This is a genomic window from Paraburkholderia fungorum, assembly GCF_046027215.1.
GTDB classification, from domain to species: Bacteria; Pseudomonadota; Gammaproteobacteria; order Burkholderiales; family Burkholderiaceae; genus Paraburkholderia; species Paraburkholderia fungorum_D.
In genome coordinates this window covers 2361965-2387822 of record NZ_JAQQEN010000001.1, presented here as the reverse complement: position 1 = coordinate 2387822, position 25858 = coordinate 2361965, and the positions used below count along the sequence as shown (strand labels likewise).

Below are 25858 nucleotides of genomic sequence, written 5' to 3'. Positions count from 1 at the left end.
TGTGCGTCCATGCCCAAGCGGCACACGACACCAAAACACGGAGACGACGATGGGAACACAGCTGGCGCGGATCAGCATCCAGGGCTTGCGGCATCGATTTCGGCGGCGCGAAGCGATGATGCTCGCCTTGCTCGGTACAACCTGCACGCTGCTGCCAGCGGGTTCGGCGCACGCCTCTGGCATTCCGTTCGCCACCGACCGCCCTCAGACCTGGCAATTCAGCTCGGATTTCGAAGGGACATACGATTCGTTCGGCCAGAACATCGAATGGAATCACGACAACCGCGCGTTCGATTCGCACGGCGACCAGGTAGCCGGACCGGGCACGAACACGTTCGTTGGGCTTTCGACGTTCATCCATTACTGGAAGCTGCCGTCGTTGCCCCATGTTGGTTTCAACGCGAGCATCACCGTACCCGAGATCCGCACGCAGGGCTCGCACTTTTCGGCGAGTGGTATCGGGGATCCGTTGATCGGTGGACTGGTCTGGTACAACCCCGCGCCCGCGACGACGCTCGGCTTTCAGGCGTACGCACAGGTACCGATCGGACAGAACAGCGTTTCGACCAATACGTGGTCGTTCTGGCCTTCGGTCTTTTATGACGACTGGTACGGGCATGTGAACGTGGACCTGCTGGTTGGCGGCATTCTGCGCGGACGCACGCTGCGTTCGGGTCAGGACGACCTGAGCCCCGGCAACACGTTTCATCTCAACCTGCGTGTGGGCTACAGCATCGCCCCTCCCGACAACCCATTCGCCATCCCTTTCATCGGCTTTGACTGCCAGACGAGCGGCGGCGCCTTCAATCAGACGACGGACGCCGCAGTGGCGAACAGTGCGAGCCGCGAGACAACGGTGGGCGCTGGCGTGCTGTTCCAGTTCAAGCCGAACAGCCTGCCATTCGTGCATCAGAAGATGTACGACCAGCTTTCCATTCAATACCAGCACTCGGTGTCGGGCCGCAATACCACGCTGACCAACGGAATTCTGCTTCAGGCGTGGCACTACTGGTGAATGCCTTCCCTCGACGCATCGATCGAAAACGAAAACCCCGGAGACGAACATGACTGACGAGAACAGATCGCCCGCAGCATCGCGGCGCAACTTTATCAAGGCGGCGGGCGCCGGCACTGCTGCCGCGGCTTTTGGCGCTGTCACGCTGCCCGCGAAGGCCGCCGGCCAGCAGAAATTCGACGCCGAGTATGACATCGTCGTATGCGGTGGCGGAGGCGGCGGCCTGCCTTGCGCGCTCTTCTCGCGCTGGCTAGGGAACCGCGTCGCGATCCTGGAGAAGGCCGGCAGCGTCGGCGGCACGGCCGCGAAAGCCGCGTTCTGGTACTGGGTGCCGAACAACGAGCCGATGCGGCGCGCCGGCATCGCGGATCCGAAGGCGGACTATCTACGCTACGTCGCGCGTTTGTCGCGGCCGGAGCAATACGATCCGTCGCTGCCGAAGCTCGGCCTCTCGGATTGGGAGTACGAGATGTGCGAGGCGATCTACGACAGCGCGTCGCCTGCTGCCGAACTGCTTGCGAGCAAAGGCGCACTGCCGTACCGCCATGAGGCGTCGGTGCCCGACTACTGGGCTGAACTGCCAGAAGACAAGGCGCCGCGCGGCCGCGTGCTGTTTCCAAAGGACGGCCTGCCGAGCATGTCGGACGGCGGGCGCGTTGCGATTCGCACGATGAGTGCGGCGGCGCGCCGCGACGGTATCGATATCCGCACGGGCTATCGTGTGCAGAAGGTCCTGGTGGATGAAAACGGCGCGGTGATCGGTGTCGAGGCGCAGACCGAGGAAGGCACGCTGTTTCGCGCCCGGGCGAAAAAGGCCGTGGTGTTCGCGACCGGCGGCTTCACGCATGACCCGGAATTGCGCAAGAACTTCCTGCATGGCGCGGTCTACGGCGGTTGCGCGGCGCCGACCAACGAAGGCGATTTCGTGCGCATTTCGAGCGCGCTCGACGTGCAGCTGCGCAACATGAACTACTCGTGGATGGCACCGATCTCGCTCGACAAGGCGCTTGCGAAGGACGGTTCGCTTTCGGGCATTTTCACGCCGACCGGCGATTCGATGGTGTACGTCAACAAGTACGGCAGGCGTGTCGTCAACGAGAAGCTGGCCTACAACGAAGTCTGCGCGACGTTCTCTCAATGGGATGGCGCGAAGGGCGAATATCCGAATCTTGCGCTCATCTCGATCTGGGATCAGCAGGCGCAGGACCACTGTGCAAGCGACGATTACGGCAGCCTGATCGTGCCGGCCGGTTCGAACGATCGCCACGTGATGCGCGGCAACACGCTGGCGGAGCTTGCAGCGGCGATCCGCGAAAGGCTTGCGAAGGTCAGAAGCGCGGTCGGTGGACTGGATCTGAGCGACGACTTCCTGCACAACCTCGATGCGACCATCAAGCGCTTCAACGGCTTCGCAAAGACGGGAACGGATGGCGATTTCCATCGCGGCGAGCGCATCGTCGAAAAGCTGTTCAACGGGCCAATCGGGAAAAAGGCTGATCAGAAGAACGAAACGATGTACCCGATCAGCGCAAAGGGCCCGTACTATGCGGCGCTGATCGTCGCCGGCAACCTCGATACCAAGGGCGGACCCAGGACCAATTCGCATGGACAGGTGCTCGACGTAAGTGACGCGCCAATCAAGGGACTGTATGGCGTCGGCAATTGCGTGGCATCCGCCTCGGCGCGCGCGTATTGGGCCGGTGGCGGCACGCTCGGACCGATCCTCGCATTCGCGTATCGGACAGCGAACGCTGCACACGCGGAACCCGCTTCACGCACCTGACAGGAGCCAGACCATGAATCGCATTTGCACCCTTTCGAAGATCCTGGCGGCTGTACTGACGCTGGCGAGCAGCGCGGGCCACGCCCAGGACGCGCAGGACGCTATAGCGCTGGGCAAGAAGCTCACGACTAACAATTGCGCCGTGTGCCACACGTTCGGCAAGGGCGAGCCGAACGGGCAGGGGCCGAACCTGTTCGGCATTCTCGGCAGGCCGCTGGCCTCGGAGCCGGGCTTCAAATATTCGGCAGGGATGAAAGCCGCCGCGCCAGGCAAGGTGTGGGACGACAAGCTGCTCGACGCGTGGCTTACCGACACGCAGACGGTCGCACCCGGCAACGCGATGACCTACTTTGAAGCCGACGAGGCTCGGCGCCAGAAGATCATCGCCTATCTACGCACGTTGCATTGAACGACACCTTTCCGCCATTCACTCATGAGGCACGATATGGAAACCACTACGATGACCGACGAGCAACGCAAGACGCTAGCGCTCGAATATCTGCGCCGGCTCGACCGCGGTGCGCCTTTCTTCGATCTCTTCGACGACCACGCCGAAGTTTTCTTTCCCAAATGGGGCATTGCGTCGGGCCGCGCGTCGTTCGAGCAGCTGTTCGCCGATCTTGGATCGATCGTTTCGAAGTTCAAGCACGACCTTGCTTATCTCAACGTGATCCAGCAGGGTGACACGGTGGTCGTCGAGGGCACCAGCTACGGCACTAGCAAAGGGGGCGTGGAGTGGCGCGCAGGCGTGACCCATGCGGGACGCTGGTGCGATGTGTTCGAGATTCGCAACTTCAGGATCCAGCGCTGCTTCATCTATCTCGACCCCGACTACGAGGACTCGGATACAACGCGCTATCCCTGGCTTTCTCGGTAAAGACCCGGCGTCGGCGGCTTTAGTCGCCGACGCATGGTCGCGCGCGATACAAGGCTTGCGTAAAAGCCCATGCGCCTTGCGCTGCCGAACTTGCCGACGACTCGCACGCTAGCGCCAGCCACGTCCGTAAGCGCAGCCATCCGTTACCAGGGAAATCCTTACTGATCTTCGGTTTGACTTGATGGGAGCGCTAACAGATACTTATTGAAAGTAGCGCTACCATTGACGGGCGGATCAGGAGATACGAATGGGTGTTAAATCTGCAGTAAAAGTGGCAACGACAATCGCAATGTTCGGTGCCGCCGCATGGCACGGCTCTACCTACGCGGCAACCTATTACGTGAGTTCAATTGGCAACGATGCAAACAACGGGACCTCTGCAAACGCGCCATGGCAGACACTCGCAAAGGTAAGTGGCGCCACTTTCATTGCGGGAGATCAGATCCTTTTTCGCTGCGGCGATACGTTTTCGGGCCAACTGAAAATATCGAGTTCTGGTAGCCCCGGGAACCCCATTACCTTCTCGTCCTACAATCCCGGTACGTCCAGTTGCACGCTGCCTGTCCTGGCAGGTGCGACCGGGCAAACGACATGGCTCCAGGCAGCCGTCCTCGTGCAGGATCAGGACAACCTTTCGTTCTCGAATCTGCATATCAGCAACAACAACACGAATATCCCTGGGGCGAGCCTTACCAATGTATTTGGCATTCAGGTCTTGGGCACCGGGCAGGCGGGTCGGAATCTGTCTTATTACCGGTTCCAGAATCTACTGGTCGATCAGGTAACGACTTACAAGTGGAATGGCAATCTCGACGCTATCTATACGGCAGGCATCTCCGTAATGAACACGTCGACCAGTTACCCGATTAGTGACATCGTTGTGAGTAACAGTACCTTCACGAACAACGGCAGGTACGGGGCAATCTTTGCCGATAACTCTACAGTCCCCAACTACGATATAACTAATCCGATCCTTGGCGTCCAGAACGTCGGTGTTCTGAACAATACCTGCACCAATAACGGCGGAAGCTGTTTCATGGGGCAACGGGTTCAGAACCTGCTGATTCAGGGGAACAGCATTGTCAATTCCGGCGCTGCCACACCGATCAATACGACGGCGGCCGTCAACATGTACCACCGAGGTAGCGGTGCATGGTTCGTTGGGAGCCAGCACGTCGCGGTCGAAAGCAACTACGTCTCGGGTTCATACGGACCGGATGACTCATCGAATATTCACGTCGACGCAGCGAATAGTGATGTGGTCGTTGAATACAACACCTATTACGGCAATTTCGGTGCCGGCTTCGAAGTGCTGGGCGGAAATCATCATGTGATTTACCGGTTCAATTACAGCGCAAATGACGGGCAACGGAGTCAGCCCGCTAACTTTCACACGGGCGTGATATATTCGAGCACCTATGTTCCGGCGACGATGGGTAATTATACTAGCGGTGTCTACAGCGACGATGTATGGATTTATAACAACACGATCGTCGCGAGCAACAACACAAACAGTCAGGCGATCTCGCTTGCTGCTACCAATATGCATGTCTATAACAATATTTTTGGTTCTTTCGGTGGCCCAACGATTTTTCTTTACGCTCATTCCCTCCCGAGCGGCGGCGTTGCTCCCTCGTGGTCGAACAACGTCTTCTACGGCGCAGCCGCTTCTGCCTACCAGAACGACCACTATGCAATCCTTAAGGATCCAAAATTCGTCGACGAATCCGCTGCGGCGTTCACAGCTACGCCATCCTATGTGAACAACTTCAAGCTGCTTTCGGGTAGCCCGGCACTCTCGGCGGCGTATATGGGCTTTACTCAACCGGTGTTCGAGGCTGCGGGAACAGGTATCTTTGCCAACATTTCGCCAACAGCAACCAAGGGTTTCTTCGGGCAACCTATCCAGAGTACTACGTGGAACGTCGGCCCGTACCAGTGGACAGGCGAACAGTAAGTCCGAAATGGATTTGGGCAATCGAATCTGATTGCCACGGTCAGGTGTTGTGCGTAATTCATTCTGACATTCCGCAGGCGGGTGTGCGCGATGCGACGCATCGTGGCACCCGCCTTCCACCGCGCGTTACCGGACCTTTGGCGGCATCTCCATGTGTATCTCGCCGAAGCCATCGCACCCTCACCGAGTCATCACAACCCTCCCGCCTCTTGCCGGCAAAGCAGAATGAGCGAACAGTGGCCGCCTGCATGCCGGGAACAATGCGGGGTTAATGCTATTTGTCCAGCGCTGTGACGAGCAGATAATGGTCAATTTCGACTATGTCAGAGTTCGAGATGCGCGACCGAATCGACGAAGAGATCACTTTTCGCAAGCTGGAAGTCCTGCTGGCATTCATGGAAACCGGGAATCTGTCGAAGGCGGCGGAGGCCCTCGATGTGAGCACGGTCAGCGTGCATCGTGCGCTGCATTCGCTCGAGCAAGGCTTGCGATGTGCGCTCTTCCGACACGAGGGGCGCAACCTGAAGTCAACGGAAGCTGCGCAGATGCTCGCCGATGTCGCGCAGGAGGTGCTCACGCTGATGTCCGATGGCATTCGCGCAACGCGTGCGGCCGCGGGCTACTCGTCCGATCGTCTGAAGATAGGCTCGCTGTACTCATTGACCATCAAGACCGTGCCCGACATCGTCGTCGATATCAAGGTGCGGCGGCCGACGCTTCAGGTTGAGCTCGTGCTCGGGTCGAATGTGGAACTGCTGGAGAAGCTGAAGCAGGGCGTAGTCGATGCCGCCCTGATGGCATTGCCGGATGCCGAGTCCGAAGTTGAATCGCTTCCGCTTTTCGTGGATGACATCTACTTCGCGGCACCCGCCGGATCGCCCTACGCGAATCAGAAAGCCATCGATCTGAAGGACTGTCGCGACGAGACTTTCGTGTCGCTCGGCGAGGGCTTCGTCACGTTTCGCGGCTTTCTGGAGGCGTTTCGCGTCGCGGATTTCACGCCCAACGTCACCATGCGAGTCGGCGATATTTTTTCGCTGATGAACCTGGTCAGTGGCGGGGTCGGCTGCACACTGTTGCCGGGTCGGGTGCGCGGCGTGTTCGGTGACAAGGTTCAATTCATTCCGCTCAAGCCACAATACCGGATGCGGCAGAGCATCGGCGTCAGCTTTCTGCGGGCACGCGAGCGCGATCCGAACCTGCTCGCGCTCATGGCCGTGTGCCGTCTTCGTCAGAGAAGCGCCAGTTGATCTCCCTGCATCACTGGCGCGCCCGTTCGCGCTCAATGAGCGCGCCGAGGTCCGGCAGTGCGGTCTCGCTGCAACTCAGCGCGATCCCCTCCGTGAAAGTCGCGCTGCTCAACCTGGTCAGCACATTGCCGGGCGGCATCTCGATGGCGATGCGTGCGCCCCGTTCCCACGCGAGCCGCACGGTGTCGTGCCAGCGTATTTGCCGCGCCATGTTACCGGCGAGATCGGCCGCGATACGAGGACCATCGAAGAGCGGGCGGGCGACACTACCACTCAGATACACGATCCGAGGCGCGTGCACGGTGACCGCGTTGAAGGCATCGGCGAGCGCGGCCGCGGGTGCGTCGAGCAATGCGCAATGCGAAGGGACCGCCACGTCGAGCCGCTCGCAGCGTTGCGCCCCGTGTTCACTCGCTAGCGTTGCAAGACGTTGCATGGCCGGATCGCTACCTGCAACCACCATCTGCGTCGGGGCGTTGATGTTTGCCAGAAAGACCGGCATGGCCGTGCTATTCACTTCCGCTATCAATCGTTCGAGCGCGTGCTGCGTCAGGCCGACGATCGCAGTCATGCCGTAACCGCCTGGGTAGGCACGCTCCATCAACTGGCCGCGCAATGCAACGAGCCTCACGGCGTCGGCGTATTCAATTGCGCCGGCGATCACGGCGGCGGGATAGGCGCCGATCGACAACCCCGCGACCATGTCCGGCCCGTGGCCACCGGCACTCATCACCCGGGCTTGAGCGACACCCGCGATCAGCAAGCACAGTTGAACCGCGACCGTGGAGCGCAGCGCATGGCTATCGTCTAGTGACCGGACATCGTAGCCCAGCGCGTCGCTGGCCTCTTCAAGCGCGCGCGCCGCCTCGACGTGCTCCGGCAGCGCGTGCAGCATGCCGACGCGCTGTGCGCCCTGGCCGGGGAAGGTAAAGAATACGCTCATGATCCGTCGGCCGCCCATGGGTCAGCCACGAGCACAGGGCCGTGGTTCGTCTTCAGCAGAACGCGGTCTGCGTTGCCGGCCCACTCCGCGAGCGCGAAGCCGCCGCGCCCGGTGTCGACCTGCATGTCGATGCGAGCGGGCGCGGCCTGCAGCATCGAGAAAACCGTGCGCGCTTCATCGCGCGACAGGGGGCACTCGGCACGCAGCAGAAGATCCAGATCGCTGTCTGGACGTAGCGTGCTCACGCCGCTCGCAAGCGCAAAACCGACGCTGCCGGTAATGCCCCACGTCAGCCCAAGCCGGTCGAGTTCGGGCGCGACGCGGCTTAGTGCGCGCATGCAGGGCAGGGCCGAGAGTGCGGTGCTTGCGCGCCAGGCGCGCGCCTGCGCGAGTGCTTCGGGCGTGATGTGGCGCCGGATGCTGCCGCGCGCGACATAGGCGGCGAACCGCTCGCTGCGTGTGCGTCCGCGCAGCCCGACCGGCACCTTGCCGTGCGCCGTGATCGCTTCACGCCGCACGACCACCGGCGCGAGCACCAGCCACTCTCGTGACGCCCAGGCAGGTACTTCTGCTGTCGCATGCAGGTCGTCCGGTCCGCCTATCCACAGAAGATCGTGCGGGCGGACCAGCCCGCCGATGGTTTCAGTCTCTGGCAACGGATTCAGGGGATGCAAGGGATTCTCCTTCGCGCAGCGTATGCGGGAACGGCACGCTCAGCCGGTGGTCAGCGCTTTGGTCGCAAAGAACAGCACCGACGGTCCAAGCAGGCAGCCAACGCCGGTGTGAAACGTCGCGATCAGCGCACCATAGGGGACGAGACGGCGGTCGGTCGCGGCGAGCCCCGCACTGACGCCACTGACTGTGCCGGCGAGTCCGCCGAAGATCATCGCGGAGCGCGGCGTCTTCAGTCCCATGAAGCCGGCTGCGAGCGGCGTGCCGATCATGACGATGATCGCCTTGATGAGGCCCGTGGCGATGCTGAGGGCGATTACATCGGAGCTTGCGCCGATCGCCGCGCCCGTCACCGGTCCCACGATGTAAGTGATCGCGCCCGCGCCGATGGTCGTCATGCTGACGGCGTCCGTGTAACCGAACGCATGAGCGATGCTCGCGCCGACGATGAACGGCAATACGGTCCCGAGCAGCAGCGACACGACGCCGATGAGCCCTGCCTTGCGGGCTTCCGTTGCCTGCACCTCGAACGCGGTCGCGACGATCGCGAAGTCCCGCAACATCGCGCCGCCCATCAGGCCCACGCCGGTGAAGAGCGGAAGGTCGGCGAGTCCCTTTTCTCCACCCGTCAGCACACCGCCGAAATAGGCGAGGGCGAGTCCGATCACGATGGCGATGGCCGAGCCGTGCACGCGTCCGAACGTTAGCTTGCGCGAAATCAGCGACGACACCCACATGATGAGGCCCACCAGCGCGAACGAAGTGACGAGGCCATTCTGGATCAATATCTTATCGAGCATATGCAACATGACAGACCTCGGCTTCAGATTTCTTCAGGATGCGGAGCGTTCACGAACGACGTGCTGTCGCGACCGGTGCGGGAAAGAACAGCGATGCAGCATGCGCAGACCGCCGCGGCGGCGAATGCGGAGAGCAACGCGACGGGGCCGCCTTTGAGCGCGGCCACGACGTTCTGGTTGGCGGCCATCGCCACCACGACGGGGATGTACATCGCGCCCCAGAAGGCGACGCCTGCTTCCGTCTCCTTCGGCAGCAGGCCCTTTTTATGCAGATAGAGACGCAGGAAGATCAGCAGCAGCATCGCGATGCCGACGCCGCCAACATTCGTTTTGACGCCGATCGCAACCCCGAGCAGGTCGCCGAGAAAGAGTCCCGCCAGATGGCAGAACGCTAGCAGTGCAGTGCCGTAGATGATCATGTTGTGTCTCCTGTCATAGCTTTATCGGCATGGGGTCTGCCGGATTTTTCGCGCCGTGGGCAACGACGCGTCAAGGCTGATATCGCGGCGAGTTCACCTCCATTCTTCGCGCAGCTTCTGGCGCACTTTTACCGAGGCCGCGCGGTGCACGCTGCCGAGGCGGCTGCCCAGGCCGCGCGACGGGTCCGCGCGAATGTCATCCAGCGCGGCTTGCAGCGCCTTCTCGATGGTCGATTGATCGGCGTCGGTCGGCGCATCCGCGTTGTTCACGCTCAGAAGCTTCCAGAGCAACCCGAGCGACGCATAGCTGTCGATGTCGTAGGCCATCGGCGGCACCCTTGCGGCGAATGCTTCGAGATCGCTGACCGAGCGCAGCGTGACCCGCGCGGCGGACTCCTTGCCCATCGCGTGAACCATGACCTGCGAATCGGCGAGCGCGATCAGGCGGTTCGCCTGGTAGCCATGTCCGAGAAACGCACCCGACATCGCACGCCCGACGATCAGGCCGATCACCGGATGGCCGGCGAGGCGTGCGCTCGCATAGGCGTCAGCGGCGCCGGCCAGTGCCTGATGGATACCGTAGGCTTCCTCGTTGCGTCCATACGCCTGACTCGCGACATCGATGACCGCGACGATTGCGCGCTTTTCCTCACGTGCTGCATCGGCATCGACGACTTCACGCACCGCGCGCGCAACCTCCCATGCCTCGACGAGACCGACTTCGCCGCGGCGTACGCGCGGAAAAGGATTGTCCGGGTCCGGCACCACGGCAATAAAACGCGCCGGCGTGTCGCCGAGATGCGCATCGGCGACCCGCACCGAAGGCGGAAAGCCCGCCTGCAACGGCGCGCTGTATGTGAGCGCGTCGAGCCAGACGGCGCCGCGCTTCGAAAGCTGTTGTGTGCTCATGATTGAAATCCTTTGCCGTAGATCGCGACTGCCTTTTCCGGGGTGGCCTGCTCACCCGGATCGATTTCGGAGAGCCTTTGCAGAAAGGCTGTGGCACGTTCGCTGCGGCACGCTTCGGGACGTCCCGCGCGAAAGCGCTCGATCGTCGCGGCGCGGATCGCATCGGCGTCGTCGCTGGCATACACATCGACCAGTCCCGCCCGATACCGCTGTTCGCCGCCCGTGAAGCTCCAGATCATCGGACGGTCGCGTGAGTCGAATTCCGCGATGCCCGCTTCCTGCTCGATCACAGCCGGTCCGTTCAGACCGAGGCGCGCTTCGCGGGTCGCGATCAGATAGCTGCACAGGCCCGCTGCGATCGACATGCCGCCGTAGCAGCCGATCGGACCCGCCGTGATTCCGATCACCGGCTGGTAGCGCCGCAAATCGACGATGCCTGCGTGGATCTCCGCGATGGCCGCGAGCCCCAGGTTCGCCTCCTGCAACCGGACGCCACCCGTCTCGAAGAGAATCACGGCGCGCGTCGGGATGCCGTTGCGGTTGTCCTCGGCGGCGAGTTCAAGGGCGCCGGCGATCTTCGCCGCCGACACCTCGCCCATGCTGCCGCCCTGGAATCCGCCATCGATGCCGAGCACGACCGCGGGCTGTCCGTCGATTGTCCCCCTGGCGACCACGGCGCCGTCGTCGGCCTGGGTCACGATGCCCTGGCGCGCGAGCCACGGCGAGCTGATGCGCTCGAACGGATCGAGCAGTTCGGTGAAGGTGCCTTCGTCGAGCAGCTTCTTCGCACGGCTGCGCGCGCTGAGTTCGATGAAGCTTTCGCGCTCAAGCAGTTCCTGTGTATCCATGACTGTCACGCTCCGCGGGTTGATTTCAGTGCTTCGAACACTTGCCCGATGCGCATTCGCACGACACCCGGCGTCGCGCCGGAATCGTTGATTTCGAGCTTTGCCGCAGGCAGTGAGCCGTCGCCGAAGATGCGCTCGAGCACGGATTGCCAGACGCGGTCCATGCCATCGACGGAAGTCGTGATGTTCACCACGGTGCGTTCCGCCGTGTTCGATTCCAGCAGTACTTCGAGGTCTCCGGATGCAACCACGCCCGCCCGGGCGCGGCCTTGTGCGGGCTGCCCCGCCGGGAATTCAAGGAGGATGGTTTCCATTAGCTTTCCTATACGTTCATCGTTTGACAGGTTTCGTGTTGAAGCCTGTCGACAAAAAGGGCCGCGGCGAGCAGATCTGCCGCGCCGCCGGGCGATACGTGCAGCTCGACAAGGCAGCGGTCCAGTGTCTTCAGGTGACGACGGCCAGCCAGCGCCGCGGCGCCGCCGTGCTCCAGCACGCGCCGTGCGCCGTCCTGCGTCCTCGCGAGCGCGCTTCGTCCGCCGCGCGCGAGCACGCAGGTGTCATCGAGACTTGCCATGACCGCGAGCAGCGCGTTGAGGCGGGCCGCCGTTTCGGTGTCGCCGCGCAGGCGCGAGCGCGAGAGTTCCGGCAGCGCCACGTCGACCACGTGCGGAAAGCCGGCCTGCGCCTGGCCTCGCGCGCCGCCAACGTTGTAATCGAGGCGCGCCTGTTCGCCTTTGTGGCCGGTGAGGGCGGGTGCGAGGCGGTCGGGCAGACGCGCGATCGATCCCGCGCGCGAGGCTATGCCAGCCGGGCTGAGATCCTGCGGTTCCCGTGCTGCTGCGGTCACGAGCAGTCCGAGCGCCCAGATCGCACCGCGATGTGTGTTCACGCCGTGCGTAGCGTCCAGCATGCGAACTTCGCCGACCCGTCCGATTGCACCGATGCGCTCGCGCAGCGTCAGCAACGGGCTCGTTTCAAAGCCCGCGCGCGCCATCTCCGCGAAGGTCGGCCCGAGTACATAGGCGGACGTACACATCAGATTCCAGTCGAGATCGTGATGCGCGCCGCGGCTGCGGATATCGACGAGCCCTGGTTTCGGCGCGAGCGTGACTTCTTCGATCAGCGCCGCCACCACGTGTTCGCCGAGGCGATCGGCGAGGTCCGGTGCTTCGCGTCGCGCCTGCGACGCGGCTGTTGCGAGGTTCTCGCGCATCACCAGCTCCGGAAACGTGCGGGCGGCTCATACAGTCCGTCCGACCAGTCGACGAGATCAGCGACGCTTTTCGCGGCCAGCAGCGACCGGGTCGCTTCGCTGCGATGAATGCCGAGGTCTTCGGGCAACGCGACGAAGCCGTCGCGACGCAGCGCCGCGAGCTTGTCCGCGCTGCTCGTGAGGCCGATGGGCGTCACGCCCGCGACCGCCGCGATCATCTCCTTGCGATGTTCGAGCGAGCGCGCCTTGTACAGATAGGCGATGCCTTCCTCGGTTAGCACGTGCGTGGAGTCGTCGCCGTAGATCATGACCGGCGCGAGCGGCATGCCGGATTCCCGCCCGACCTCGACTGCATCGAGCGACTCGACAATGGTCGGCTGACCGCCCGCCTGAAACGTCTCGACCATCTGCACGACGAGCTTGCGGCCACGTTCGAGCGGGCTATCGGTTTGACGCAGATCGAGCCAGGCAGGCGTGGCGTGGCGGCGGCCGTGCGGATCGTGCCCCATGTTGGGTGCACCGCCGAAGCCGGTCAGGCGGCCGTGCGTCACAGTCGACGAATTGCCTTCGCCGTCCATCTGCAAGGTCGAACCGATGAACATGTCGACGCCGTATTGCCCAGCCATCTGGCTCATCGCGCGATTGGAGCGCATCGACCCGTCGCGGCCCGTGAAGAAGACGTCTGGCCGTTGCGCGACGTAGGCTTCCATACCGAGTTCGCCGCCGAAACAGTGCACGCTCTCGATCCAGCCGGTTTCGATCGCGGGGATCAGCGTCGGGTGCGGGTTGAGCGTCCAGTGCCTGGCGATCTTGCCCTTGAGGCCGAGCTTCTCGCCATAGGTCGGCAGGATCAGTTCAATCGCGGCCGTGTTGAAGCCGATGCCGTGATTGAGCGACTGCACCTGATGCCGCTCGTAGATGCCGCGAATCGCCATCATCGCCATCAGTACCTGGATCGGCGTGATAAGGCGCGGGTCGCGCGTGAAGAGCGGCTCGATGAAAAACGGCTTGTCCGACTGGACCACGAAGTCGATCCACGAGCCGGGGATGTCCACGCGCGGCAGGTCCTTGGGATCGTCGACGATCTCGTTGACCTGCGCGATCACGATGCCGTCACGAAACGCGGCGGCTTCGACGATCGCGGGTGTGTCTTCGGTGCTCGGGCCCGTGTACAGATTGCCTGCGCGATCGGCTTTGTATCCGGCGACCAGCACGACGTTGGGTGTCAGATCGACGTAGAGGCGCGCGTAGAGTTCGATGTAGGTGTGGATCGCGCCCATTTCGAGGATGCCGTCCTGCAGGAACTGGGAGATGCGCAGGCTTTGCGCTCCCGCGAAGGCGAAGTCGAGCTTTCTGGCGATGCCCCGCTCGAAGAGATCCAGATGTTCCGCGCGGCTGACGGCCGGAATGATCAGGTGCAGGTCGTGGACGATTTCCGGATCGACCTTCGCGAGGGAGCGCGACAGAAAATCAGCCTGCTTCTGGTTGTTACCTTCGACAACCACACGGTCTCCCGGTGCGATCAGGCTCTGCAGAACGTCTACGATGCGCTCGGTGGGCAGCACCACGCCATCCACGATCGATGCGACACGCGCGAGGCGGCGATGTTTTTCCGCGCGGCGCGTGGCCCAGCGGGATTGGGAGTGGCTTTGGCTTGACATGGGGGCTCTCGTTCAGGACGTGAGGCCAGTCTAGGGAGCGAGCGGCACCGGTTCAATCACGCCTGGAGCGAGTTCGTTATCCCAAGGGTAATGATCCTTCCGGCCGTTGCACCGCCGGAAACGGTCATCGCGTTGAGACCGGTCCGTCAAAAGCGGGCCGCGGCGTGGCGGATGACGGTCACTTGCATTTCATAGACGCTCGGTCTATTATTATTTTCATGAACACGCCAACCACCCAGCGCCGTCGAGGGCGCCCTCCTAAAGAGCTAGCCGGCTACAGCGAAACGCGGGAATCCCTGCTGCGCGCCGGAGTGGCTACGCTCACGGAAAAGGGCTTCTCGGCGACCGGAATTGACGAAATCCTGAAGAGTGTGAACGTACCAAAGGGCTCCTTCTACCACTATTTCGGCAGCAAAGAGGCTTTTGGAGCAGAGTTGATTGACCGATATGCGGCCTATTTCGCGAGGAAGCTGGACCGGATATTGGGCAATGCAAACCGCTCGCCGTTGCAGCGAATGCATGACTTCACCGCTGACGCGGAGGCCGGTATGCGTCGTTATGGGTTTCGGCGTGGTTGCCTGGTCGGTAATCTGGGCCAGGAAATGGGCGCGCTTCCCGAAGGCTACCGCGACAGGCTTCGTCGCGTGTTTGACGACTGGGAAGGACGTACCGCGAAGTGCCTGCAGGAAGCACAGCAGCTTGGTGAGATTTCTCCTGAAAAGGACTGCAAGGCATTGGCGACGTTTTTCTGGATTGGATGGGAAGGGGCCGTGCTTCGCGCCAAGCTTGATGGCGACCCAATGTCATTGCGTATGTTTGCAGAGGGTTTTTTTGCCAGCGTGAAAAAATAGCTCTTTTTTTTGCCCGGTTGTAGACAATCGGTCTAATTAAACGAAGGCAACGTAGTAACAGGAATTTTGATCGAGGGCGTCATGTTTTGCGCCGGTTTGTTCTTCGGAACCCGACTGGCGAACAACTGCCGGAAGAAATATGAACACATCTCAGTTTGACTACATCGTGATTGGCGCCGGATCCGCTGGCAGCCTGCTCGCAAACCGCCTCAGCGCAGACAGGACGAAGAATGTCCTTCTGGTTGAAGCCGGCGGTCCCGACAACTACATGTGGATTCACATACCGGTCGGCTACCTGCACTGCATTGATAACCCACGCACCGACTGGCGCTTTCGTACCGAGCCGGACAAGGGGCTCAACGGCCGGCAGCTGATCTATCCACGCGGCAAGACGCTGGGAGGCAGCTCAAGTATCAATGGAATGATCTACATGCGCGGGCAGGCGCGCGATTACGACCAGTGGGCAGCGATGGCTGACAGTCCGGAGTGGACGTGGGAGAACTCCCTCAAGGACTTTCTGGCTCATGAAAGTTATTACAAGCTCGATCCCGACATTCGAGCGTCGCTTGGCGGACGTGCCGATGCGATTGCCAAAGTGCACGCGAATGGAGGGGAGTGGCGCGTGGAGAAGCAACGGCTGCGGTGGGACATTCTTGATGCGTTCGCACAGGCGGCGGCACAGGAAGGCATTCCGCTCATTGACGACTTCAATACGGGCGACAATTTCGGCGTCAGCTACTTCGACGTCAATCAGAAGGATGGATGGCGTTGGAATACGTCCAAGGCATTCCTTCGACCCATCAAGGACGTGCGTCCTAATCTGACGATCTGGACGCATTCGCAGGTCAGGAAACTCATCATCGATAGCAATCCGGATGGTTCGCTGCGCTGTTCGGGTGCTGAGATTGTACGGGGCAGGGAGTGGGTCACCGTCCAGGCTACACGCGAAGTCATAGTGAGTGCCGGTTCAATCGGTTCGCCGGCGATTCTGCAACAGTCGGGCATCGGGCCTTCATCGCATCTGAAGAAGGCAGGTATCGATGTCGTGCAGCATACGCCGGGCGTCGGTGCGAATCTGCAGGATCATTTACAGATCCGGGCGGTCTGGAAAATTCAGAATACCAGGACACTGAACGATCTCGCCTCCAGCATGGTCGGTAAAGCGAAGATCGGGCTGGAATATGCGCTGCGTCGTTCCGGACCCATGAGCATGGCCCCATCGCAACTGGGTGCGTTTGCGAAAAGCGACCCGTCGCAGAAATACGCGAATCTGGAATATCACGTTCAGCCACTGAGCCTGGAAGCGTTCGGTCAGCCACTGCACACGTTTTCCGCTTTCACGGCGAGTGTCGCTAATATCAATCCCACTAGTCGGGGTACGGTTCTCGTCAAGAGTGCGAACTTTGAAGACGCACCGGCGATATCTACAAACTATCTCAGCACGTCCGAAGATCAGAAAGTGGCTGTGGATTCGCTGCGACTGACGAGACGCATCGCAAATCAGCCTGCGCTCGCCAAATATCTGCCGGACGAGTACAAGCCTGGCCGCCAGTTCGACTCGGATGCGGAGTTGACCAGGTTGGCGGGTGAGATAGGAACGACAATTTTCCATCCGGTCGGCACCGTCAGGATGGGAAGTCTCGCCGACCCCATGGTCGTGCTCGACAGCCACCTTCGCGTGCGCGGTATCGCCGGTCTGCGGGTTGTCGACGCAAGCGTGATGCCCACCATCACAAGTGGCAATACCAGTGCTCCCACCATGATGATCGCAGAAAAAGCTGCGCATTGGATTCGTGCGGGAATCTAACTTAAGTTTTATTGCAAGGAGTCGACTATGGGCGACAGCAAAGGCACGGTGAAGAAAGGGCCGCTTGACGGCATCACCGTGATCGATTTTTCACGCGTTCTTTCCGGACCGTATTGCACGATGGTGCTGGCAGACCTCGGCGCACGGGTGATCAAGGTGGAGCGGGTTGGTACAGGTGACGACACCCGAGCCTTCGGCCCTTTCGTCGATGATGAATCGGGCTACTTCATGTGCTTTAACCGCGGCAAGGAAAGCATTGCGCTCGACTTCAAATCCCCGCGTGACCGTGAATTGCTGGATCGTCTGCTGGATAAGGCGGACGTGCTGGTCGAAAATTTCAGACCCGGCGTGATGGACCGGATGGGGTACGGAGCGGAGCAACTGTCCCGCTCGCATCCTCACATCGTCTATGCATCCATCTCAGGCTTCGGGCATACCGGACCCTATAGCGACCTGCCGGGATACGACATCGTCGTTCAGGCAATGGGTGGGGTGATGAGCCTCACCGGCTGGCCCGATGGCCCGCCCTCTCGTGTAGGTCCGAGTTTCGGTGACCTGGGTGCGGGGCTCTTCGGCATCATCGGCATCCTGGCCGGCCTGTACAAACGATCGCGCGACGCGCAGGGCACTCACATCGATATCGGTATGCTCGATTGCCAGGCTGCATTGATGGAGACTGCGTTCGCGCGCTTCGACGTCGAGGGAAAAGTACCCAGCCGCACGGGAGACGCGCATCCGTCGCTGGCACCGTTCGAAAGCTTTCAGGCAAAGGACGGCCGATTCATTATCGCCGCGGGCAATGACCAGCTCTTCATGCTGATGGCCGATGCGATGGAGATTGCTCAAATCGCGTTGGACCCACGCTTTCTCACGAACGACTTGCGGGTGCAGAATCGACCGGAACTCATCAGGGAAATCGAAAGCGTGACTGGCACGCAGCCTGTCAGTGTGTGGCTGGATAAGCTTAATGAGGCCGGTGTGCCGTGCGGCCCCATCAACTCCATCGACGCAGTGATTGAAAACCCGCAACTGCATGCACGGAACATGATCATTCAGGTTGAGGGCAAAGCAGGTAAGAAGATCCGCACCGCAGGCAATCCGATCAAGATGAGCACGTCGCCGGCAGAAGACATTTCGATTGCGAAAAGGGCGCCTGCGGTGAGCGAACATAAAGAGGCCATCCTGGCAGAATTGATGTCCGCATCCGGCGCATACAGGTCGCAATCCGGGGCCGATCTGGACGGCAAGGACTCGTTCCACAGCGAACGGTCGGATCTGATTGCATGACGCAATAAACATTTGAATGGATGAGGTGACACCATGACAGCTGACGTAACAGTGGTACGCAATGCCGCCGGAAAACAGGGCAATTCCTCCGCAACCGAAACCGCAACCAGCTCGGCCTCGGCCACTCCCGTAGCCGCCGAGCGGAGTGCAGCCGCGCCGGAGTACGAGACGATCAAGATCGATCGTCGCGAGCGCGTGGGACTTATCACGCTTTATCGTCCGAAAACCCTCAATGCGCTCAACGTCCAGCTTTCCCGCGAAGTCCTGGCCGCGCTTAAGGATTTCGATCGCGACGATCGGATTGGCGCCATTGTTATCACTGGCAGTGCTCGCGCCTTTGCTGCCGGAGCCGATATCGAGGAGATGGTGGACAGGTCGTTTAATGACCTGAACACCCATGACATTTTTGCCGAGTGGGACGGCGTACGTTCGATTTCCAAGCCGATTATCGCCGCGGTGGGCGGGTACGCGCTCGGCGGCGGATGCGAGCTGGCAATGATGTGCGATTTCATTATTGCGGCAGAGGATGCCCAGTTCGGGCAGCCCGAAATCAAGCTGGGAATCTTGCCGGGCATCGGCGGTTCGCAGCGTCTCACTCGCGCGGTCGGTAAGTCTCTCGCCATGGACCTGATTCTGACGGGCCGTAACCTCAACGCGGCTGAGGCGCTGGCTGCAGGACTGGTGGCGCGCGTCGTGCCGCCTTCGGAACTGTTGCAAACGGCCCTTGAGACCGCACACACGATCGCGGGCTACAACGCTCCTGCTGTGCGACTTGCGAAGGAGGCCGTCAATCGCGCGTTCGAATCGACGCTGAGCGAAGGCGTTCTGCATGAACGACGACTCTTCCAGGCGGCGTTCGCAACGGAAGGCCAGAAGGAAGGCATGTTCGCCTTCCTGGCCAAGCGGGCACCGGTGTTCAGGCATCGCTAAGGGGAAGGAGGTCGCGAGCGCCGCTCGAGTCGTGTATGTTTGGTCTACTGTGTCAATCCTTCGGGGGCAAACTGATGGAGTGTTCCAACTACACACGTGAAGACATCGGCAATCTGGTGCTGCTCGAGCACGTCAATCTCACGATCCCGGACCAGCGTCTCGCAACCGCGTTCTATGTCAGCGCACTCGGTCTGACACGCGATCCCTTTCTGATGACGGGCCCGACCAACATGTGGGTGAACGTCGGCCGGTCGCAGATTCATTTGCCGCACGGCGACGCACAGCGCCTTCGCGGACATGTTGGGCTGATAGTGGGCAGGCGTGCGCCGCTGATCGAGCGGCTGCGCGCCGCTGGGCCTTTGCTGGAGCAGACCCGATTCGGATGGACCGAGCGGGACGACCGCGTGGAAGTGATCTGTCCATGGGGCAATCGTTACGACTGTCTCGATCCTGAAGCATGCGTGGCGAGCGACCCGTGGGCGGGTATCGATCTTGGTATCGTGTATGTGCAACTCGATGTGCCCGTCGGCTGCGCGACGTCAATTGCTGCGTTCTATAGCGAGATATTCCGTGCGTCTGTCGACGTACGTAAGCGCAACGGGTCGCTGCAAGCGGTGATCGCGGTCGGTAGGCATCAACAACTCGTCTACGCGGAAGCGCTCTCGACGAGCCAGGAATACGATGGCCATCACATCCAGATCTATGTGGCCGATTTTTCCGGACCTTACGAGCGACTCGTCGGGCGCGGTTTGAATTACGGCGAGGAACCTCACCAATATCGCTTCGCCGAACTCGTCGATCCTGTGAGTGGAACGCATTGCTTCACACTTGAACACGAAGTACGCAGTTTGCGTCATCCGTTGTACGCGAGGCCGTTGGTGAACCGGAATCCAGATCTGACTAACCGTAATTACAGAACGGGCGGCGAGGGGTTTGGCGGGGTGTTCTGATGTTGGATCCGGGCGTCGTCAGGGCTGCAATCTGCCTGCGGTCGCACCGACGGAGAGAACCGTCTTGCCATCACTGGCAAGGTCGCATTGGTAAATGATCGGCGTATAGGCGCCGACGTCGTTCTGGAACTCGGCCTTGTCGCCAATGTAGGTGATGGGGCCGCCCGGCTCATCGGTCCAGCGAAAGCGGCTGAACTTCATCTCGTAGGTGCCGCCCGTCCATTTCACGATGTGCGTCGCAAGCCGCTCGATCGGATTCTTGCAATAGATGCTGGCCGCAGCGGTTCCCTTGTCGCCGAGACATTGCAGATCGTCCTTGCTACACGACTGGGCCTGGTTCGCTGCGTCGCTGACGTTCTTAACGCTATTGTCCGAAACGCAACCCCAGGTGATCAACGCACCGACTATAAGCACCCCCGGGCCGCCCAACCTCTTTCCCGCGTCGGTCTGCAGCTTTGTCACGGGCGCGCCACACTTGACGCACGTCGTCGCCTTGTCGCTAACCTCGTTCCCGCATTCCTTGCATTTGACCAGCGCCATGAATTCCTCCGGTCAGTTTTCTGGTTTCGTCGGCTAAAGGCGAATAACACAGTCTTTCTAGTCTAGATTAGAGGCAACGCGTCTGGCCGCAAGAAAATTATTGTAGCGGTAAGCCCGCCGCCTAGCGACGCCCGCCGCGGCCCCACACGTAGCGCACCCAACGTTGCCACCTGCTGCGCTGCGGAGCGATAGCGTTGCGCGATGCCTGCTCTTCGCGGTCGCGCTCGACGCTCTTCTGCACCTGTTCGTGGATCTGACGCAACGTCAGCCCGCCTGGGCCTATCAGTTTGGATCGATCGTGGCTTTGCCGGGGGCGATCGGGCGCACATCGATCGTTATTTCCTCGCGCTATTCGTCGTTTCGCTGGTACTGGCCGCCGCCACGGCGTTGCGCTTTTACCTCGTGTCGTGGCTGGGCGAGCGGGTCACGGCCGACTTGCGACGTGCGGTCTACGGTCACGTGCTGGGGATGAGCCCGCAGTTCTTCGAGACCACGCAGACCGGCGAGGTGCTGTCACGGCTCAGCATCGGTGACGTCGGCGAGTATGCGCGCGCATCGCTCGTAAAAGGAGACACCATCGGCTCAGATTTTCTCCAGAGAACCACTGCGCGGGAACGCCTCTTGCTCCTGTCCCGTCACAGCGCGCTTGCTGGCAATAACCGCTTGAGCGGTTGAACCTAAGGAGTTGCAACTATGGACCCGGTCTCACATGGCATTATCTTTTGGCTGATTATTGGCGGCATCGCCGGCGCTCTGGCCGGTCGGATTGTTGACGGTGGCGGCTTTGGCATTCTTGTCGACATCATCGTGGGGATTGTTGGCGCGTTTATTGGTGGATGGCTTGGTGGCGTTCTAGGGCTGCACTTGGGAAGCGGCATCATAGGCTCACTGGTTACCGCCCTGATTGGTGCTGTCATCCTGCTTGCCCTCCTGCGCCTGTTCAGCGGAGGTCGCGCGCGCTCACTTTGATTCGACAGCGGGTTGGTTCTGGCGGCTGGTCCGCCAAAACCAACTTCCAAAGCTAAGGTGGTGACAAGTCTGTTAGCCTCAAAACGCGCAGTCGAACAGTGATCATTCCTGCCCCAACAGCGGAGGCGCTTTCGACTTTTGAATCACAGCCAGAAGCAGCAGCGTCGCAATATCACTTGCCGAAAACTTTGTCGCCAAGAACGATTTTGTGCACATTCGAGGGATAGACCCACTGGAGCGCCTGGCGTTCGATAAGCTTCATGAACGAAGGCGGTCCGCTGCAGATTACATGAGAGTTCGCGTGAGTGGGACTCACGGCGTGAGCCGCGGCGCTCGCAATCTGCTCCTCGCTTAGCCCGATCCGGTGATTGACCTGAGCATGGTCGCGAAGTTCGTCCAAATCCGTCCGAAACACAGCTCGCTCGGGTGTTCGAGCGAAGTTGTGAATTTCCAGGCAGCACCTGCTCACTGACGCGATATGCCTTGCGACGCCCGCGATAGCTTTGACTCCGACGCCAGCTGAGAACAGGATATAGCGCGCGCTTCGGTCTATGACAACAGAAGGGTCTCGCGGAACGCCCATATGAATTTCGTCCCCTCTGTTCCAGGAAGAGCCTGAACTGACTTGCTTTGTTTCTCTACCGGCCTCTTGCCGGACTCCCAGCACAAACGCGTCATTGCGCGATGGAATGCGCCACAGCGGGTGCGACCGCACGGTTCGGCTACCATTGTCCCGAACGAGGTCGACTATTGCTCCGTCTTCGAACGGTGGTAGTTCCATCTGGTGCTTCGTCTCCAATTCGACGGCGTGATATCCCTGAGCGAGCGGCCACTTCCGCGTCACAATTGCTGCAATCATCTTCTCGTCCATGTTTTCTCCACTATGGGCCTGCAAAAAGGATGGGAAGGTGCTCGGTGTGACAACGCGGAATCGCGGCCAACCCGAACCTTTATGTTCGATAGCCGGGTTCAGAGTAGGGCGCGTAAATGTTGACCGCAAGACGCGATGGTTGAATGCCGCGTATATGACATCCCGGATAATGAATTGCGTGAGTTCTCGTGGAGTGAGTTGCACCGCGCACACGGCCTATTTGCTATAGGTTCCGAATAATCGCGTCGGCAAGGCAGACAACCGTTCAACGGCGGCGACAGGCGCACTGCGTCGCCGGGAGCTTTGTCAGGGTCACACAGTACGAAGCGGATTTGAGCGTTCCGGTCGATGGGCCAAGCTCACTGGCGACAGGCGTATTCGTAGAAAGCTGCTTCATCAACATCCTGAAATCGGCCCCAGCGGCTTACGTCATAGACCAGTATTGTGGTGAATTTGTGCGCCGGATTTTCGACATCAACCAGAAGTTGTGTGAGGGCAGGGCGTTCGCGTAGTGTGAGTCCGCTGATACCAGCGTCGTCATAGTCCCGAACGATGCGGATATTGTGGGCCGCCGCGTACTCCGCAATCGCCTGCCTCTGGAAAATCGGGGAGCATTGCTGATGGTCGGTAGACATGCGCACATATTGCGCAGCGTGTACCGGCGAGTTGAAGCGAGACCGACGGTCCTGAGTGGATCTCACTGTTTACGGTCGTTTGATTGGTGACGATAGAAGCGGCATGCCTGGACATGCTCCTTTCCGTGACGTCCGCCAAAGTGGGCAATGCAGACCGAAAGCAGTGGGAAGAGGCAGTTCAAAAAGACCATTGCCTCGAACTTCACATAATCGAGCGCGAAGAAATCATCACGCTGTTGATGCCAGAGAATGCTTCGCTTCGTGCCAGCTTCCTCCACCGCGATTTCGATGTCGAACCGCAGGTCGCACACCTCCATGCGACGAACGGCTCATTGGCGCCGAAGTGGCATCAGGTCGAGAGATTCGGACGAAGCAACGATGCGAACTTATCTGCGAGGGCCGGCTTCGAACGGTGCGGCCAGATGGCACTCATCTCGAAGAACGGGAGCGCGGCGCCATCGCGGACCTCGCACAGTCTGACGCCAGCAAACTGAATGGCCTGCACGGACTGCGGCAACAAGGACGCGCCGCAGCCGGCGGCGACGCAGGCTAGCACCGTGAGCGAGCGGTTTGCGTGCTGGACGACGTTCGCTTCGCATGCTGCCTTCCTGAAGGCGCTCAGGATCCCCGCTCGAATCACGGGAAGCTGATCGTGCGGAAACCAGACGAGCCCCAGGTCGGCGAGCTCGCGCAGACTCACCTTGCCGTCTTCCGAAACCGGATGTGCGAGCGGCATCACCGCGAGCATCCGCTCCCGGGCGATCAGCTTCTCGCGCATCTTGCCTCCCACAGCCACCGGCGTATGGAGCAGGCCCAGATCGATGCTCCCCTCCTCGAGTGCGGCGGCCTGCTCGGCGTTGCTCATTTCTTTCAACACCAGCTCGACGCCGGGCACCTGGGCCCGCAGCTCTGCCATCGACCTCGGCAACACGTCGAACAACGCCGTGGAAGCGAACCCGACCGTCAGCCTGCCGCCGAGCTTGGCACCAATGTCCCGGGCCCGCTTTTCTGCGGCGTCGATACGCGAAACGCCGAGGCGAATGTCGTCCACGATCGCCGCGCCAGCGGTGGTCAGCGCGGCGCCACGCCGCGTGCGCTCGAATAGTTTGACGCCGAGTTCGCGCTCCATGCGGGTAATCGCCTGGCTCAGGGCCGGCTGAGCAATGCCCAGCGCCTGAGCGGCGCCCGTCACGCTTCCCGCGTCCGCGACCGCCAGGAAGTACTTGAGGTTTCGTGCAGATTCCATATTGTCGCGTTATGAATAAAGATCGTTTCCATAGTACCCGCGATCATCCACGCATCCTAGACTGCCGGAAACGATCGACACATCAAGGCGAAATACGCCCGACAAGGAGACAGACTATGCGTTGGTACGAGGAAATCTCCCGAGCGGAGAAGCGAGCGCTGTGGAGTTGTTTCGCTGGCTGGGGACTGGACGGCGTCGATACGCAGCTCTTTAGCCTCGTCATTCCGACGCTCCTGGCCACTTGGAGCATCGGCAAGGGTCAGGCCGGTTTGATCGGCGGCGCCACGCTGGTCGCGGGCGCGCTTGGGGGACTGTTGGCAGGCGCACTTTCCGACCGGATAGGGCGTGTCCGCGCCCTGCAGATTACGGTCATCTGGTTCTCGCTCTTTACGTTTCTGAGCGCTTTTGCGCAGAACTTCGAACAGCTCCTCGTACTGAAAGCCCTGCAAGGTCTGGGTTTCGGCGGTGAATGGACGGCTGGCGCCGTGCTGCTGAGCGAGACCATCAATGCCAGGCATCGTGGAAAAGCCATGGGCATCGTGCAAAGCGCGTGGGGATTTGGCTGGGCGGGAGCCGTCATCCTTTATACGGTCGTCTTCTCATGGGTTTCTCCCGAATGGGCGTGGCGCGTACTGTTTGCTGCCGGAGTGCTGCCAGCGCTGCTCGTCATCTATCTGCGCCGCAACGTCGAGGAGCCGGCACGAGACCGGAGTCATGCAAATGGCATCCGCGACAAGCAGGGTTCCGTCCGCACCGCAGCGGGCATCTTTCATCCATCCATCATTCGCACGACAGTCGTCGGCGCCTTGATTGGATTAGGCGCCCATGGCGGCTACCACGCAATCACGACCTGGTTGCCGACCTACCTCAAGACTGAGCGCCATCTGTCCGTGCTTGATACCGGCGGCTACCTGGCGGTCGTCATCGTTGCGTTCATTCTCGGCTGCTTCCTGAGCGCCTGGCTTCAGGATCGGATAGGCCGTCGCCGCAACGTCATTCTGTTCGCGATCTGTTGCGCCGTGACCGTCAACATGTACGTCTTTTTGCCGATCGGCGACACGGCCATGCTCATCCTGAGCTTTCCGCTCGGATTCTTCGCCGCCGGGATTCCTGCAACGCTTGGCGCGCTCTTCAACGAGCTGTACCCCCAAGCGATCCGGGGGACGGGTGTCGGATTCTGCTACAACTTCGGGCGCATCGTTTCCGCAACTTTCCCTGTGCTGATTGGGCACATGAGCAACTCCATGCCACTCGGCGCGGCGCTCGGTATCGACGCGGGAATCGCGTATGGACTGGTCGTGCTCGCCGCCTTGCTGCTGCCCGAGCCGACCAGGAAACGCACTACCGGACCTGCGGTCGTCGTCTCCGAAACGCCGGTGCCGTCGTCAAAGTAACGTGTATTCAACAAACGGAAAGCCAGAACCC

Annotated in this window: 27 protein-coding genes and 1 pseudogene; 14 read left to right on the top strand and 14 right to left on the bottom strand. The window is 60.9% G+C overall.

Translation table 11 applies throughout. The features are described 5' to 3' along the window. The first annotated feature begins 49 nt into the window (after nt 1-49). The 6 genes from PQR27_RS10580 to PQR27_RS10555 all read left to right on the top strand — a co-directional run bounded on the left by PQR27_RS10580 (nt 50) and on the right by PQR27_RS10555 (nt 6882). On the top strand, nt 50-1015 hold the full coding sequence (locus PQR27_RS10580) for a transporter (RefSeq protein ID WP_408523604.1): 966 nt from the start codon (nt 50-52) through the stop codon (nt 1013-1015). A 49-nt stretch (nt 1016-1064) separates the two neighbouring features. Next, nucleotides 1065-2798: an FAD-dependent oxidoreductase gene (locus tag PQR27_RS10575; protein ID WP_408523603.1), complete on the top strand. Its 1734-nt coding sequence runs from the start codon at nt 1065-1067 to the stop codon at nt 2796-2798. A gap of 13 nt (nt 2799-2811) precedes the next feature. Then, on the top strand, nt 2812-3207 hold the full coding sequence (locus tag PQR27_RS10570) for a c-type cytochrome (RefSeq protein WP_408523602.1): 396 nt from the start codon (nt 2812-2814) through the stop codon (nt 3205-3207). Nucleotides 3208-3243: 36 nt separating this feature from the next. Then, entirely contained in the window at nt 3244-3675 is a 432-nt protein-coding gene (locus tag PQR27_RS10565; protein ID WP_408523601.1) for a nuclear transport factor 2 family protein, read from the top strand. Nucleotides 3676-3922: 247 nt separating this feature from the next. Then, on the top strand, nt 3923-5632 hold the full coding sequence (locus tag PQR27_RS10560) for a right-handed parallel beta-helix repeat-containing protein (RefSeq protein WP_408523600.1): 1710 nt from the start codon (nt 3923-3925) through the stop codon (nt 5630-5632). Nucleotides 5633-5967: 335 nt separating this feature from the next. Continuing rightward, on the top strand, nt 5968-6882 hold the full coding sequence (locus PQR27_RS10555) for a LysR family transcriptional regulator (protein WP_408523599.1): 915 nt from the start codon (nt 5968-5970) through the stop codon (nt 6880-6882). A 10-nt stretch (nt 6883-6892) separates the two neighbouring features. Here the strand turns inward: PQR27_RS10555 and mdcH are convergent, their stop codons facing one another. From mdcH to mdcA, 9 genes are all read right to left on the bottom strand, one after another. Beyond that, nucleotides 6893-7825 carry a malonate decarboxylase subunit epsilon gene (gene mdcH / locus PQR27_RS10550; protein ID WP_408523598.1) on the bottom strand — a complete coding sequence of 311 codons (933 nt, stop codon included), beginning with the start codon at nt 7823-7825 and terminating at the stop codon, nt 6893-6895. Further along, nucleotides 7822-8499 (bottom strand): malonate decarboxylase holo-ACP synthase, encoded by a 678-nt coding sequence (locus PQR27_RS10545; RefSeq protein WP_408523597.1) that lies wholly within the window; start codon nt 8497-8499, stop codon nt 7822-7824. Before PQR27_RS10545 ends, mdcH begins: the two co-directional genes overlap by 4 nt. Before the next feature lie 39 nt (nt 8500-8538). After that, nucleotides 8539-9306 carry a malonate transporter subunit MadM gene (gene madM / locus PQR27_RS10540; protein WP_408523596.1) on the bottom strand — a complete coding sequence of 256 codons (768 nt, stop codon included), beginning with the start codon at nt 9304-9306 and terminating at the stop codon, nt 8539-8541. A 14-nt stretch (nt 9307-9320) separates the two neighbouring features. Then, on the bottom strand, nt 9321-9716 hold the full coding sequence (madL, locus tag PQR27_RS10535; RefSeq protein WP_408523595.1) for a malonate transporter subunit MadL: 396 nt from the start codon (nt 9714-9716) through the stop codon (nt 9321-9323). Between the two features lie 93 nt (nt 9717-9809). Then, nucleotides 9810-10625, bottom strand: a complete 816-nt coding sequence (gene mdcE / locus PQR27_RS10530) for a biotin-independent malonate decarboxylase subunit gamma (protein WP_408523594.1) — start codon at nt 10623-10625, stop codon at nt 9810-9812. Next, the gene (locus PQR27_RS10525) at nt 10622-11473 is read right to left on the bottom strand and encodes a biotin-independent malonate decarboxylase subunit beta (protein WP_408523593.1); all 852 of its coding nucleotides are present in this window, start codon (nt 11471-11473) and stop codon (nt 10622-10624) included. Before PQR27_RS10525 ends, mdcE begins: the two co-directional genes overlap by 4 nt. A 5-nt stretch (nt 11474-11478) precedes the next feature. Then, a complete protein-coding gene (locus PQR27_RS10520) occupies nt 11479-11787 on the bottom strand; it encodes a malonate decarboxylase subunit delta (RefSeq protein WP_408523592.1) in 309 nt (102 codons plus the stop codon). Nucleotides 11788-11795: 8 nt separating this feature from the next. Beyond that, nucleotides 11796-12686, bottom strand: coding sequence for a triphosphoribosyl-dephospho-CoA synthase (locus PQR27_RS10515; RefSeq protein ID WP_408523591.1), 891 nt, complete (start codon nt 12684-12686; stop codon nt 11796-11798). After that, a complete protein-coding gene (mdcA, locus tag PQR27_RS10510) occupies nt 12686-14347 on the bottom strand; it encodes a malonate decarboxylase subunit alpha (protein WP_408523590.1) in 1662 nt (553 codons plus the stop codon). The genes PQR27_RS10515 and mdcA overlap by 1 nt, the downstream gene beginning before the upstream one ends. A gap of 218 nt (nt 14348-14565) precedes the next feature. On the opposite strand from mdcA, the gene acuR reads away from it, so the two are divergent. The 5 genes from acuR to PQR27_RS10485 all read left to right on the top strand — a co-directional run bounded on the left by acuR (nt 14566) and on the right by PQR27_RS10485 (nt 20172). Further along, nucleotides 14566-15198 (top strand): acrylate utilization transcriptional regulator AcuR, encoded by a 633-nt coding sequence (gene acuR, locus PQR27_RS10505; RefSeq protein ID WP_408523589.1) that lies wholly within the window; start codon nt 14566-14568, stop codon nt 15196-15198. A gap of 139 nt (nt 15199-15337) precedes the next feature. After that, nucleotides 15338-17005, top strand: coding sequence for a GMC family oxidoreductase (locus PQR27_RS10500; RefSeq protein WP_408523588.1), 1668 nt, complete (start codon nt 15338-15340; stop codon nt 17003-17005). Between the two features lie 27 nt (nt 17006-17032). Next, a complete protein-coding gene (locus tag PQR27_RS10495) occupies nt 17033-18292 on the top strand; it encodes a CaiB/BaiF CoA transferase family protein (protein WP_408523587.1) in 1260 nt (419 codons plus the stop codon). A 171-nt stretch (nt 18293-18463) separates the two neighbouring features. Continuing rightward, a complete protein-coding gene (locus PQR27_RS10490) occupies nt 18464-19222 on the top strand; it encodes an enoyl-CoA hydratase-related protein (RefSeq protein ID WP_408525454.1) in 759 nt (252 codons plus the stop codon). A 35-nt stretch (nt 19223-19257) separates the two neighbouring features. Further along, nucleotides 19258-20172 carry a VOC family protein gene (locus PQR27_RS10485; RefSeq protein WP_408523586.1) on the top strand — a complete coding sequence of 305 codons (915 nt, stop codon included), beginning with the start codon at nt 19258-19260 and terminating at the stop codon, nt 20170-20172. An 18-nt stretch (nt 20173-20190) separates the two neighbouring features. On the opposite strand, the gene PQR27_RS10480 is transcribed toward PQR27_RS10485, so the two are convergent. After that, nucleotides 20191-20712, bottom strand: coding sequence for a zinc-ribbon domain-containing protein (locus PQR27_RS10480; protein WP_408523585.1), 522 nt, complete (start codon nt 20710-20712; stop codon nt 20191-20193). A gap of 291 nt (nt 20713-21003) precedes the next feature. On the opposite strand from PQR27_RS10480, the pseudogene PQR27_RS10475 reads away from it, so the two are divergent. Together PQR27_RS10475 and PQR27_RS10470 are read left to right on the top strand one after the other, a co-directional pair. After that, nucleotides 21004-21237, top strand: a pseudogene (locus PQR27_RS10475) (ABC transporter transmembrane domain-containing protein); the annotation flags it as partial. A gap of 168 nt (nt 21238-21405) precedes the next feature. Then, entirely contained in the window at nt 21406-21681 is a 276-nt protein-coding gene (locus tag PQR27_RS10470; protein WP_408523584.1) for a GlsB/YeaQ/YmgE family stress response membrane protein, read from the top strand. A 172-nt stretch (nt 21682-21853) separates the two neighbouring features. Here the strand turns inward: PQR27_RS10470 and PQR27_RS10465 are convergent, their stop codons facing one another. From PQR27_RS10465 to PQR27_RS10450, 4 genes are all read right to left on the bottom strand, one after another. Beyond that, on the bottom strand, nt 21854-22552 hold the full coding sequence (locus tag PQR27_RS10465; protein WP_408523583.1) for a ferredoxin reductase domain-containing protein: 699 nt from the start codon (nt 22550-22552) through the stop codon (nt 21854-21856). A 359-nt stretch (nt 22553-22911) separates the two neighbouring features. Next, nucleotides 22912-23193 carry a recombinase family protein gene (locus PQR27_RS10460; RefSeq protein WP_408525453.1) on the bottom strand — a complete coding sequence of 94 codons (282 nt, stop codon included), beginning with the start codon at nt 23191-23193 and terminating at the stop codon, nt 22912-22914. Nucleotides 23194-23249: 56 nt separating this feature from the next. Continuing rightward, entirely contained in the window at nt 23250-23504 is a 255-nt protein-coding gene (locus PQR27_RS10455) for a hypothetical protein (RefSeq protein ID WP_408523582.1), read from the bottom strand. Between the two features lie 32 nt (nt 23505-23536). Beyond that, nucleotides 23537-24433, bottom strand: coding sequence for a LysR family transcriptional regulator (locus tag PQR27_RS10450; RefSeq protein WP_408523581.1), 897 nt, complete (start codon nt 24431-24433; stop codon nt 23537-23539). A gap of 116 nt (nt 24434-24549) precedes the next feature. Between PQR27_RS10450 and PQR27_RS10445 the strand changes: the two genes are divergently transcribed. Further along, nucleotides 24550-25827 carry an MFS transporter gene (locus PQR27_RS10445; RefSeq protein ID WP_408523580.1) on the top strand — a complete coding sequence of 426 codons (1278 nt, stop codon included), beginning with the start codon at nt 24550-24552 and terminating at the stop codon, nt 25825-25827. Nucleotides 25828-25858: the final 31 nt, after the last annotated feature.